Annotated in this window: 23 protein-coding genes; all 23 read right to left on the bottom strand. The window is 39.9% G+C overall.

Translation table 11 applies throughout. The annotated features are described in order from the left end of the window. Positions 1 to 7: 7 nt before the first annotated feature. The 23 genes from rplQ to rpsC all read right to left on the bottom strand — a co-directional run bounded on the left by rplQ (position 8) and on the right by rpsC (position 11,432). Positions 8 to 370: a 50S ribosomal protein L17 gene (rplQ, locus tag U9R83_RS00815; RefSeq protein WP_013054953.1), complete on the bottom strand. Its 363-nt coding sequence runs from the start codon at positions 368 to 370 to the stop codon at positions 8 to 10. Between the two features lie 44 nt (positions 371 to 414). Next, positions 415 to 1,359 (bottom strand): DNA-directed RNA polymerase subunit alpha, encoded by a 945-nt coding sequence (locus U9R83_RS00810; protein ID WP_013054952.1) that lies wholly within the window; start codon positions 1,357 to 1,359, stop codon positions 415 to 417. Positions 1,360 to 1,539: 180 nt separating this feature from the next. After that, positions 1,540 to 1,929 (bottom strand): 30S ribosomal protein S11, encoded by a 390-nt coding sequence (rpsK, locus tag U9R83_RS00805; RefSeq protein WP_013054951.1) that lies wholly within the window; start codon positions 1,927 to 1,929, stop codon positions 1,540 to 1,542. A 23-nt stretch (positions 1,930 to 1,952) separates the two neighbouring features. Continuing rightward, positions 1,953 to 2,318, bottom strand: a complete 366-nt coding sequence (gene rpsM / locus U9R83_RS00800) for a 30S ribosomal protein S13 (protein ID WP_013054950.1) — start codon at positions 2,316 to 2,318, stop codon at positions 1,953 to 1,955. 24 nt (positions 2,319 to 2,342) lie between these two features. Continuing rightward, the gene (gene rpmJ / locus U9R83_RS00795) at positions 2,343 to 2,456 is read right to left on the bottom strand and encodes a 50S ribosomal protein L36 (protein ID WP_003156543.1); all 114 of its coding nucleotides are present in this window, start codon (positions 2,454 to 2,456) and stop codon (positions 2,343 to 2,345) included. A 37-nt stretch (positions 2,457 to 2,493) separates the two neighbouring features. Then, positions 2,494 to 2,712: a translation initiation factor IF-1 gene (infA, locus tag U9R83_RS00790; RefSeq protein WP_010285101.1), complete on the bottom strand. Its 219-nt coding sequence runs from the start codon at positions 2,710 to 2,712 to the stop codon at positions 2,494 to 2,496. 235 nt (positions 2,713 to 2,947) lie between these two features. Then, the gene (gene map, locus U9R83_RS00785; protein ID WP_014462024.1) at positions 2,948 to 3,694 is read right to left on the bottom strand and encodes a type I methionyl aminopeptidase; all 747 of its coding nucleotides are present in this window, start codon (positions 3,692 to 3,694) and stop codon (positions 2,948 to 2,950) included. Beyond that, positions 3,691 to 4,344, bottom strand: a complete 654-nt coding sequence (locus tag U9R83_RS00780; RefSeq protein ID WP_013054948.1) for an adenylate kinase — start codon at positions 4,342 to 4,344, stop codon at positions 3,691 to 3,693. Before U9R83_RS00780 ends, map begins: the two co-directional genes overlap by 4 nt. A gap of 66 nt (positions 4,345 to 4,410) precedes the next feature. Beyond that, positions 4,411 to 5,703: a preprotein translocase subunit SecY gene (gene secY / locus U9R83_RS00775; protein ID WP_013054947.1), complete on the bottom strand. Its 1,293-nt coding sequence runs from the start codon at positions 5,701 to 5,703 to the stop codon at positions 4,411 to 4,413. Further along, positions 5,703 to 6,143, bottom strand: coding sequence for a 50S ribosomal protein L15 (rplO, locus tag U9R83_RS00770; protein ID WP_013054946.1), 441 nt, complete (start codon positions 6,141 to 6,143; stop codon positions 5,703 to 5,705). Before rplO ends, secY begins: the two co-directional genes overlap by 1 nt. A gap of 33 nt (positions 6,144 to 6,176) precedes the next feature. Then, positions 6,177 to 6,359, bottom strand: coding sequence for a 50S ribosomal protein L30 (rpmD, locus tag U9R83_RS00765; protein WP_013054945.1), 183 nt, complete (start codon positions 6,357 to 6,359; stop codon positions 6,177 to 6,179). 14 nt (positions 6,360 to 6,373) lie between these two features. Next, positions 6,374 to 6,874, bottom strand: coding sequence for a 30S ribosomal protein S5 (rpsE, locus tag U9R83_RS00760; RefSeq protein ID WP_013054944.1), 501 nt, complete (start codon positions 6,872 to 6,874; stop codon positions 6,374 to 6,376). A gap of 20 nt (positions 6,875 to 6,894) precedes the next feature. Beyond that, positions 6,895 to 7,257 (bottom strand): 50S ribosomal protein L18, encoded by a 363-nt coding sequence (gene rplR / locus U9R83_RS00755; RefSeq protein WP_013054943.1) that lies wholly within the window; start codon positions 7,255 to 7,257, stop codon positions 6,895 to 6,897. Between the two features lie 32 nt (positions 7,258 to 7,289). Then, a complete protein-coding gene (rplF, locus tag U9R83_RS00750) occupies positions 7,290 to 7,829 on the bottom strand; it encodes a 50S ribosomal protein L6 (protein ID WP_013054942.1) in 540 nt (179 codons plus the stop codon). 30 nt (positions 7,830 to 7,859) lie between these two features. Next, on the bottom strand, positions 7,860 to 8,258 hold the full coding sequence (gene rpsH, locus U9R83_RS00745; RefSeq protein WP_013054941.1) for a 30S ribosomal protein S8: 399 nt from the start codon (positions 8,256 to 8,258) through the stop codon (positions 7,860 to 7,862). A 30-nt stretch (positions 8,259 to 8,288) separates the two neighbouring features. Beyond that, positions 8,289 to 8,474: a type Z 30S ribosomal protein S14 gene (locus tag U9R83_RS00740; RefSeq protein ID WP_013054940.1), complete on the bottom strand. Its 186-nt coding sequence runs from the start codon at positions 8,472 to 8,474 to the stop codon at positions 8,289 to 8,291. Between the two features lie 33 nt (positions 8,475 to 8,507). Next, positions 8,508 to 9,047, bottom strand: a complete 540-nt coding sequence (rplE, locus tag U9R83_RS00735) for a 50S ribosomal protein L5 (RefSeq protein ID WP_013054939.1) — start codon at positions 9,045 to 9,047, stop codon at positions 8,508 to 8,510. Between the two features lie 31 nt (positions 9,048 to 9,078). After that, entirely contained in the window at positions 9,079 to 9,390 is a 312-nt protein-coding gene (gene rplX, locus U9R83_RS00730) for a 50S ribosomal protein L24 (protein ID WP_013054938.1), read from the bottom strand. Between the two features lie 49 nt (positions 9,391 to 9,439). Then, positions 9,440 to 9,808 (bottom strand): 50S ribosomal protein L14, encoded by a 369-nt coding sequence (gene rplN / locus U9R83_RS00725; protein WP_013054937.1) that lies wholly within the window; start codon positions 9,806 to 9,808, stop codon positions 9,440 to 9,442. 51 nt (positions 9,809 to 9,859) lie between these two features. Beyond that, positions 9,860 to 10,123: a 30S ribosomal protein S17 gene (rpsQ, locus tag U9R83_RS00720; RefSeq protein WP_013054936.1), complete on the bottom strand. Its 264-nt coding sequence runs from the start codon at positions 10,121 to 10,123 to the stop codon at positions 9,860 to 9,862. Between the two features lie 25 nt (positions 10,124 to 10,148). Continuing rightward, positions 10,149 to 10,349 carry a 50S ribosomal protein L29 gene (gene rpmC, locus U9R83_RS00715; RefSeq protein WP_013054935.1) on the bottom strand — a complete coding sequence of 67 codons (201 nt, stop codon included), beginning with the start codon at positions 10,347 to 10,349 and terminating at the stop codon, positions 10,149 to 10,151. Then, positions 10,339 to 10,773: a 50S ribosomal protein L16 gene (rplP, locus tag U9R83_RS00710; protein WP_013054934.1), complete on the bottom strand. Its 435-nt coding sequence runs from the start codon at positions 10,771 to 10,773 to the stop codon at positions 10,339 to 10,341. Before rplP ends, rpmC begins: the two co-directional genes overlap by 11 nt. A 2-nt stretch (positions 10,774 to 10,775) precedes the next feature. Further along, entirely contained in the window at positions 10,776 to 11,432 is a 657-nt protein-coding gene (rpsC, locus tag U9R83_RS00705; RefSeq protein WP_013054933.1) for a 30S ribosomal protein S3, read from the bottom strand. Between the last annotated feature and the right edge of the window lie 2 nt (positions 11,433 to 11,434).

The following is an 11,434-nucleotide window of genomic DNA, read 5'->3' as shown; positions in this document are numbered from 1 at the left end:
AAAAATATTAAACTAATTCAATGATAACCATTGGAGCACCGTCACCACGGCGAGGTCCAACTTTTAAGATACGAGTGTAACCGCCTTGGCGATCTTCGTAGCGAGTAGCGATATCGCTGAATAGTTTTTGTAAAGCGCTTTGACCAGCTTCTTCGTTAGCTACTTCATTACGGATGTAAGATGCAGCTTGACGACGAGCGTGTAGATCTCCACGTTTACCTAAAGTAATCATTTTTTCAACAGTTGAACGTAATTCTTTTGCACGAGCTTCAGTTGTCTCAATGCGTTCACTGATGATTAAATCAGTTGTTAAATCACGAAGAAGCGCCTTGCGTTGTGCGCTTGTACGACCTAATTTACGGTAAGACATGTGAGGTCCCCTCCTTTGTTAAGTAGTTAAACAGGTAGATATAATCAGTCGTCCTTACGTAGACCCAAACCTAATTCTTCAAGTTTAGCTTTAACTTCTTCTAAAGATTTACGGCCTAAGTTACGAACTTTCATCATATCTTCTTCTGTTTTATTAGCAAGCTCTTGTACAGTATTGATGCCTGCTCGTTTTAAGCAGTTGTAAGAACGAACAGATAAATCCAGTTCCTCGATCGTCATCTCTAGAACTTTTTCTTTCTGGTCTTCTTCTTTTTCTACCATGATCTCTGCTTTTTGAGCTTCATCTGTTAAGTTAACGAAGATATTTAAGTGTTCAGTTAGAATCTTTGCACCTAAAGCAACAGCTTTTTCTGGCTCGATGCTACCGTCAGTCCAAACATCCAACGTTAACTTATCGTAATTTGTCATTTGACCAACACGAGTATTCTCTACATAATACGATACGCGAGTAACAGGCGTATAGATTGAATCAATTGGAAGTACACCAATTGGTTGGTCTTCACGCTTGTTAGCATCGGCAGGATTATAACCTCGACCTGTGCGAGCAGTAAGTCTCATACGGAAATGAGCATCTGACTCAAGTGTTGCAATATGAAGATCTGGATTTAGAACTTCGATATCGCTGTCTGCTTGAATGTCAGCAGCCGTTACTGTACCAGGACCTTTAACATCGATCTCAAGTGTTTTCTCTTCATCAGAGTAAATCTTTAACGCTAACTTTTTAACGTTTAAAATGATGTTTGTTACATCTTCAACAACTCCAGGAACTGTTGAAAATTCATGTAATACACCTTCAATTTGAATAGATGTTACAGCTGCACCAGGGAGTGAGGATAATAGGATACGACGTAAGGAGTTACCCAAAGTAGTACCATATCCACGCTCAAGTGGTTCGACGACGAATTTACCGTACTTTCTATCATCGCTGATTTCTACCGTTTCGATTTTTGGCTTTTCAATCTCTATCAATATAAACCCTCCTTCAAAACGTCGAAACCTCGGCTAGACGGCTGATTTCTCAAATGCCTAACCGAAATTCCCTATTAGACAGTTCCCGAATGTGCACAACAAATGGAAAACATTTCGTTGCATGAATAAATTCTACACCATCATCATTATAGACAACGAAATAGAATCTATACATATTAATTATACACGACGACGTTTTGGTGGGCGGCATCCGTTGTGAGGTACAGGAGTAACATCTTTAATAGCTGTTACTTCTAAACCTGCAGCTTGAAGAGCACGGATAGCTGCTTCACGACCAGCACCAGGGCCTTTAACTGTAACTTCAAGAGTTTTCATTCCGTTATCCATAGAAACTTTAGCAGCAGTTTCAGCAGCCATTTGCGCAGCAAATGGAGTAGATTTACGAGAACCTCTGAAGCCAAGTGCGCCTGCACTAGACCAAGCAATCGCATTACCGTGAACATCTGTAATTGTTACAATAGTGTTGTTAAACGTTGAGCGAATATGAGCTACACCAGCTTCAATATTCTTTTTCACGCGACGTTTACGTGTATTAGTTTTACGTGCCATCTGTTAATGACCTCCCTTACTAATTATTTCTTCTTGTTCGCTACAGTACGGCGTGGGCCTTTACGTGTACGAGCATTGTTTTTACTGTTTTGACCACGAACTGGTAAACTACGACGGTGGCGGATACCACGGTATGAACCAATCTCAATTAAACGTTTGATGTTTAAAGAAACTTCACGACGAAGATCGCCTTCTACTTTATAGCTATCTAAAATATCACGAATTTTACCTAATTCTTCTTCTGTTAAGTCACGAACGCGAGTATCTTCAGAAACTCCAGCTTCAGCTAGAACTTTTTCAGCAGTTGGACGACCAATACCGAAAATGTATGTTAATGAAATTACTACACGCTTGTCACGAGGAATATCAACACCAGCAATACGTGCCATATGAATAGTGCACCTCCTTATTGATTAACCTTGTTTTTGTTTATGCTTAGGGTTTTCACAAATTACCATTACTTTACCTTTTCTACGGATAACTTTACATTTTTCGCAGATTGGTTTAACTGATGGTCTGACTTTCATGTTTCATACCTCCTTGATAGTACGGAGTGCATAGGTTTTATTTGAAACGGTACGTAATTCTACCGCGAGTTAAATCGTATGGTGACAATTCTACAGTTACTTTATCACCAGGTAAGATTCGAATGAAATGCATGCGAATTTTTCCTGATACGTGAGCAAGTACTGTATGACCATTTTCTAATTCTACCTTGAACATAGCGTTAGGTAAAGTCTCAGCAACTGTACCTTCAACTTCAATTACATCGTCTTTTGCCATTAAAGTGCTCTCCTTTCTTTGAAACAGTAACAAGCTATCATTAAACGACTTAAAAAGAACCTGTTCTGAACATCCGGAGATCGTAATCATTAAATTCAAGATGATTGACGCTAATATACATCTTTACCATTTTAACAGCAATTCAGACGAAAAACGATCATCGTGAATTTAGATAATTACTGTTTACTGTCCAGTGCATCTAGCGAGGAATGGATAGAGATAACATCCTTTAACATTACAATGCTGTCAGAATTTCATATCCCGTCTCAGTAATTGCAATAGTATGTTCGAAGTGCGCACACATTTTACCATCTACTGTGACAACTGTCCAGTTATCAGGTAATGTTTTTACATATCGCATACCAGCATTCACCATTGGCTCAACTGCCAATACCATGCCTGGACGTAGACGCGGTCCTTTATTCGGTGGACCATAATGAGGTACTTGCGGATCTTCATGTAAGTCTTTGCCGACCCCATGGCCAACATATTCTCTTACAATCGAAAAGTTACGTGATTCTGCGTACTGTTGAATAGCATGTGAAATATTCGACAAACGCTCACCTGGCTTAGCTTCTGCTAATCCTTTGTAGAGAGATTGCTCAGTCACATCAAGCAGCTCTTGATTTTCTAATGAAATCTTTCCTACTCCATATGTCCAAGCTGAATCACCGTGATAGCCACCGAATTTAGCTCCGATGTCTAAACTGATGATATCCCCTTCATTAAGCTTGCGTTCACCCGGAATACCATGAACTAATTCTTCATTCACAGAAGCACATACACTGCCGCGAAAACCATTATACCCTTTAAAAGACGGAATTGCATCATGTTGACGAATAAAATTTTCAGCAATTGCATCCAATTCTATAGTCGTAATACCTGGAGCGATATGCTTTTTTAACTCTTGATGAGTTAAAGCCACGATTCGTCCAGCTTCACGCATGACCTCAATTTCCTCTGGTGTCTTGCAAATGATCATTGCTTAACCCCAGCAAGTAATTGACGAACATCCTCAAACACAATGTTAATATCTTGATTACCATTAATATTGCGTAGATAACCTTTTTCTTGATAGAAATCAAGTAGAGGTTGAGATTGTTTAACATTAACTGAAAGTCTAGTTGAAACCGTCTCAGCATTGTCATCTGCACGTTGGTAAAGCTCTCCGCCACATTTGTCACAAACTCCTTCTTTCGCAGGAGGATTGAATACTAAGTGGTAAGTAGCTCCGCAATCTTTACAAATGCGGCGTCCAGTAAGACGCTCCATTAAAATGCTTTGATCTACATCAATATTAATCACATAATCAATTTGCTTGTTTAGTTCTTTTGTAATTGTTTCAAGAGCTTCTGCTTGGGCTACTGTTCTTGGGAAGCCATCAAGTAAAAAGCCATTTTCACAATCTTGTTTGTTTAAACGCTCGCGCACAATTCCAATTGTTACTTCATCAGGAACAAGGTTACCTTGGTCCATAAATGATTTAGCTTTTAAACCTAGTTGCGTTCCTTCTTTAATTGCAGCTCGGAACATATCTCCTGTTGAGATATGAGGGATATCGTAATGCTCAACGATTTTTTCTGCTTGAGTACCTTTCCCAGCACCAGGAAGGCCCATTAACACTAAATTCATTTCTTGCTTCCCCCTCAGTATCTTATCCGTTTAATGGGAAAGCAGCTTGCTTCCCACTAAACAGCTTTACTTAATAAATCCCTTATAATGGCGTTTCACTAATTGACTCTCGAGCTGTTTCATTGTCTCAAGAGCTACACCGACAACAATTAACAAACTAGTACCGCCGATCTGAGCAGATGATGGTAGGTTTGCAATTTTGATGAACAGAACCGGCAACACAGCAATTAACGCAAGGAATATCGAACCGATTAATGTCAGACGATATAACACTTTCGTTAAATAAGCTTGTGTGCTTTTACCAGGACGGATGCCTGGGATGTAGCCACCTTGCTTTTTCAAGTTCTCTGCTACTTGTTCAGGGTTAACTTGAACAAATGTATAGAAGTAACAAAAAGCAATGATTAACGCTACATACACTATCATACCAATTGGCTTAGTATAGTCAAATGTATTCTGAATCCACGTCGTTACATCATTTGGACCGAAAAATGATGCAATTGTTGGTGGTGTGATAATAAATGAAACTGCAAAGATAACAGGAATAACCCCAGCAGCATTTACTTTTAACGGTAAATGAGTGGATTGACCTCCAACAGGATTACGACCAGCTGAACCCTTTGCATATTGAATAGGAATTTTTCGTAGCGCTTGTTGGAAGTAAATAACACCAACAATAATAGCTAAAACTGCGATGGCAATTAAAACTACCGTTACGATACGAATGAATAATTGATCCCCAACGTCTTCAAATTGCTGTGCATAAATTTGATTTAATGTTGTCGGAATACCAGCTGCAATACCAGCAAAGATAATGATAGAAATACCATTACCTACGCCTTTTGCAGTAATCTGCTCTCCTAACCACATTAAGAAGGCAGTACCTGCCGTTAACACTGTAGCAATTAGAAGATACGTAGAAATTCCTGGATTAGCGATCAATTGTCCGCCCGAAATATTGTTGAATCCTATAGACATACCTAAAGCCTGGATAAATCCAAGCACAATTGTTCCATAACGAGTTACTTGAGCTAATTTACGGCGCCCAACATCTCCCTGCTTTGACCATTCTGTAAACTTAGGTACAACATCCATCTGCAATAATTGGACGATGATGGATGCTGTAATATAAGGCATAATGCCCATAGCAAGAATGGAGAAGTTTTTTAACGCGCCGCCGCCAAATGTATTCAGAACCCCGAATACATTTAACCCATCTTGCAATTTTAGTACATCCGTATTAACACTTGGTACAGGAATAAATGTACCAATTCGGAAGACAATTAACATTAACAAAGTGAAAAAGATTTTTTGTCTTATTTCACGCACGCGCATTAAATTGGAGATTGTTTGAAACATTAGATCACCTCAACTGTACCGCCAGCAGCTTCGATAGCTTCTTTAGCAGTTGAAGAGAATTTAGCAGCTTTAACAGTTAGCTTAGAGTTTAATGTACCGTTTCCTAGTACTTTAACGCCAGCTTTTGCTTTGCTTACTAAACCAGTTTCGATTAATAATTCTGGTGTTACTTCAGTTCCATCTTCAAAACGGTTAAGAGCTTCTAAATTAACGATCGCGTATTCTTTACGATTGATATTAGTGAACCCACGTTTTGGAAGACGACGGAATAAAGGAGTTTGACCACCTTCGAAGCCAGGTCTTACGCCACCGCCAGAGCGAGCGTTTTGCCCTTTGTGACCTTTACCTGAAGTCTTTCCGTTACCTGAACCAGTACCACGACCTACACGGTTACGTACTTTACGTGAACCTTCAGCTGGTTTCAATTCATGAAGTTTCATTCCGGAGCACCTCCTTAGAGTGACAATTTATACTTATTGCTCTTTTACTGTAACAAGGTGAGCTACTTTGTTAATCATTCCGCGAATTGCAGGATTATCGTCTTGAACGACAGTTTGATTTAACTTACGTAGGCCAAGTGTACGAACAGTTACACGTTGATCTTCTGGACGACCAATTACGCTACGAGTAAGGGTAATTGCTAGTTTGTTTGCCATTCTATATCCCTCCCTTATCCTAACAGTTCTTCTACAGTCTTGCCACGTAGTTTTGCAACATCTTCAGCACGTTTTAGGTTAGCTAAACCGTTAAGAGTTGCACGTACCATGTTGATTGGAGTGTTTGAACCTAAAGATTTAGATAGAATATCACTTACTCCACCCAATTCTAGTACCGCACGAACTGGGCCACCAGCGATAACTCCTGTACCTTCAGAAGCAGGTTTTAAGAAAATTTGACCTGCACCAAATTGTCCAAGGATTTCGTGTGGAATAGTTGTACCAACCATAGGTACAGTAATTAAGTTTTTCTTCGCATCTTCAATAGCTTTACGGATTGCATCTGGTACCTCTTGTGCTTTACCAGTACCAAATCCAACGTGACCGTTTTTGTCACCAACTACAACTAATGCAGCGAAGCGGAAACGACGTCCACCTTTCACAACTTTAGCTACGCGGTTAACGGTAACAACACGTTCTTCAAGCTCTAATTTATTTGGATCAATACGACGCATGATTTTCCCTCCTTTTACAATTAGAATTGTAATCCAGCTTCACGAGCAGCGTCAGCTAATGCTTTAACACGGCCATGATATAAATAACCGCCACGGTCGAATACTACTTCGTTTACACCTTTTTCTACTGCGCGTTTAGCGACTAATTCGCCAACTTTGATAGCAGCTTCAGTGTTACCAGTGCTTTCTAAAGTCAGGTCTTTATCTAACGTTGAAGCACTTGCGATTGTTACTGAATTTAAATCGTCGATAACTTGTGCGTAAATATGTTGATTAGAACGGAACACGTTTAAACGCGGACGAGTTGCAGTTCCAGATAACTTCGCACGAACACGAGCATGTCTTTTTTTACGAACTTTGTTTTTATCAAGCTTCGTGATCATTTCGGGCACTCCTTTCTTTTACCTAACCGGCATTACTTCTTAGCAGTTTTACCTTCTTTACGACGTACATATTCGCCTTCGTAACGAATACCTTTACCTTTGTAAGGCTCTGGTGGACGAACGTCACGAATATTTGCAGCTAATGCACCTACGCGTTCTTTATCAATACCTTTAATAACGATCTTAGTTTGAGAAGGAACTTCGATTTCGATTCCTGTTTCAGGAGTAATCTCAACTGGGTGAGAGTATCCAACGCTCAATACTAATTTGCTACCAGATTTTTGTGCACGGTAACCTACACCGACTAATTCTAAACCACGTTCGAATCCTTTAGTAACACCTTCAACCATGTTACCTAAAAGGCTACGAGTAGTTCCGTGAAGAGCGCGGTGCTCTTTATTGTCGCTAGGACGATTAACAACTAGTACGTTGTCTTCAACTTTAATTTCGATTTCAGGGTGGAATGTACGAGTTAATTCACCCTTTGGTCCTTTTACAGTTACAGTGTTGCTCTCGTTCGTAACTGTAACACCTGCTGGAAGTTCTAAAGGCTTTTTACCAACACGTGACATAGTTACACCTCCATTCACATTTAAAACTTATTACCAAACGTACGCTAATACTTCTCCACCAGTTTGCTTTTGACGAGCTTCTTTGTCAGTTAAAACACCTTGAGAAGTAGAAACGATTGCGATACCTAAACCGTTAAGTACACGTGGTACTTCGTTAGTTTTTGCATAAACACGTAGACCAGGTTTACTGATACGTTTTAAGCCTGTAATTACACGTTCGTTATTTGAACCGTATTTTAAGAAGATACGGATAATACCTTGTTTGTTGTCTTCGATGTATTCTACATCACGTACGAAACCCTCACGCTTAAGGATTTCTGCAATTTGCTTCTTAATGTTAGAAGCAGGAACTTCAATTTTCTCATGACGAACCATGTTCGCATTGCGGATACGAGTTAGTAAATCTGCAATAGGATCAGTCATTACCATATTAATTTACCTCCTTCCCAAACTTGGGTTTTACCAACTAGCTTTTTTAACACCAGGAATTTGACCTTTATAAGCAAGCTCACGGAAACAAATACGGCAAAGCTTGAATTTACGTAGTACTGAGTGTGGACGTCCACAACGTTCGCAACGTGTATACTCTTGTACTTGGAATTTTTGCTGGCGTTTTTGCTTCGCAATCATTGATTTTTTAGCCACATTTTCGCCTCCTCTGCTTAACGTTGGCAGTTATTACTTCTGGAATGGCATACCGAACTGAGTTAAAAGCTCACGAGCTTCTTCATCAGTGTTTGCTGTTGTAACAATAACGATATCCATACCACGAACTTTAGTTACTTTATCATAATCGATCTCTGGGAAGATCAATTGTTCTTTAACACCTAACGTGTAGTTTCCACGACCATCAAATGCTTTTTTAGATACACCACGGAAATCACGCACACGTGGAAGTGATACTGATACTAGTTTATCGAAGAATTCGTACATACGCTCGCCGCGTAAAGTAACTTTCGCACCGATTGGCATACCTTCACGAAGACGGAAACCAGCGATAGATTTTTTCGCACGAGTTACAACAGGTTTTTGACCAGTGATTTCAGCTAGTTCTTCAACAGCGTTATCTAAAGCTTTTGAGTTAGAAACAGCATCACCGATACCCATGTTGATTACGATCTTGTCGATTTTTGGCACTTGCATTACAGATTCATAATTAAACTTGCTAACTAGAGCAGGAGTAATCTCTTTTGTAAATTTCTCTTTAAGACGGTTCATGTGAACTAAACCTCCCTTCACATTTCATTAATTATTTATCTAAAGTTTCACCAGATTTTTTTGCTACACGTACCTTTTTGCCATCGATAACTTGGTACCCAACACGAGTTGGCTCACCAGATTTAGGATCCAACGGCATTACGTTTGATACGTGGATAGGTGCCTCTTGGCTAACGATTCCACCTTGTGGATTTACTTGAGAAGGTTTAGAGTGTTTTTTAACAACGTTCACGCCTTCAACAAGTACACGGTCTTTCTTTGGGAAAGCTGCAAGTACTTCACCTTGCTTACCTTTGTCTTTACCAGAGATAACCACTACTTTGTCGCCCTTTTTAACATGCATCCTATTCGCACCTCCTTAAAAGGCATTTTGTATTTGTTCTATATATCAATTAGATAACTTCTGGAGCTAATGATACGATCTTCATGAAGTTGTTATCACGTAATTCACGAGCAACTGGTCCGAAGATACGAGTACCACGTGGTCCTTTGTCGTCACGGATGATTACGCAAGCATTTTCGTCGAAACGGATGTAAGAACCGTCAGTACGGCGAACACCACTTTTTGTACGTACAACAACAGCTTTAACAACGTCACCTTTTTTAACAACGCCTCCTGGTGTTGCTTGTTTCACCGTACAAACGATAACATCACCAATGTTTGCTGTCTTGCGACCTGAACCACCAAGTACTTTAATAGTAAGTACCTCACGTGCACCAGAGTTGTCTGCAACTTTTAAACGAGATTCTTGTTGAATCATGTACGAAACCTCCCTTCGGATGAATCATTCTTATCCGATCTATCTTAACTATTAGATGATAACAGCTTTTTCTACAACTTCTACTAGACGGAAACGTTTAGTAGCTGATAACGGACGAGTTTCCATGATCTTCACGATATCGCCTAGTTGAGCTGTATTGTTTTCATCGTGAGCTTTGAATTTCTTTGAGTATTTTACACGCTTGCCATAAAGCGAATGCTTTTTGTAAGTTTCAACAAGAACAGTAACAGTCTTATCCATTTTGTCAGAAACTACGCGGCCAGTGTAAACTTTACGTTGGTTGCGTTCACTCATTCTGAAAGCCTCCTCTCAGACTTAATTATTTATTAGCAGCAATCTCTCTTTCACGAACTACAGTTTTCATACGAGCGATCGATTTGCGCACTTCGCGAATACGAGTAGTATTCTCTAATTGTCCAGTCGCTAATTGGAAACGAAGGTTAAACAACTCTTCTTTTAAAGCCTTAACTTTTTGTTCAATTTCAGCAGTGGTAAGGTCACGAATTTCATTAGCTTTCATTAGAATCACCACCAATTTCTTCACGTTTTACAAACTTACATTTTACAGGTAGCTTGTGTGCAGCTAAACGTAAAGCTTCACGTGCAACCTCTTCAGATACACCTGAAATTTCAAACATTACTTTTCCAGGTTTAACAACTGCTACCCAACCTTCAGGAGCACCTTTACCAGAACCCATTCGGACTTCTAGAGGCTTAGCAGTATAAGGTTTAGAAGGGAAAATTTTAATCCATACTTTACCGCCACGTTTCATGTAACGAGTCATTGCGATACGAGCAGCTTCGATTTGACGGTTTGTAATCCAAGAAGCTTCAGTAGCTTGTAAACCGAATTCACCGAAATGTACTTCCGTACCACCTTTAGCGCGTCCACGCATTTTTCCGCGATGTTCGCGACGATATTTAACGCGTTTTGGTAATAACATAATTATTTTCCTCCTTCCTCAGTTTTCTTTTTAGTAGGAAGAACCTCTCCACGATAGATCCATACTTTCACACCAAGTTTACCATAAGTAGTATCTGCTTCAGCGTGAGCATAGTCAATATCAGCGCGAAGTGTATGAAGTGGAACTGTACCTTCACTGTAATATTCAGAACGAGCAATATCAGCTCCGCCTAAACGACCAGATACCATTGTTTTGATACCTTGTGCGCCAGCACGCATACTACGTTGGATAGCTTGCTTTTGAGCACGACGGAATGATACACGGTTCTCAAGTTGGCGAGCGATGTTTTCAGCTACTAGTTTAGCATCTAAATCTGCTCGTTTAATTTCAAGGATGTTAATGTGTACACGCTTGCCTGTTAATTGGTTAAGAGCTTTACGAAGTGATTCTACTTCAGTACCACCTTTACCAATTACCATACCAGGTTTTGCAGTGTGGATCGTTACGTTTAAGCGGTTAGCAGCGCGTTCGATTTCAACTTTAGAAACAGCTGCATCGTTTAAACGTTTAGCGATATATTCACGTACTTTTAAGTCTTCATGTAATAAGTCAGCGTAGTCTTTGCCAGCGAACCATCTTGATTCCCAATCACGGATGACACCGACGCGAAGACCGACCGGATTTACCTTTTGACCCATGA

Source organism: Priestia sp. LL-8 (assembly GCF_036227845.1).
GTDB lineage: Bacteria > Bacillota > Bacilli > Bacillales > Bacillaceae_H > Priestia > Priestia zanthoxyli.
The sequence above is the reverse complement of the archived record's forward strand: the minus strand, read 5'-3'. Positions and strand labels throughout refer to the sequence as shown.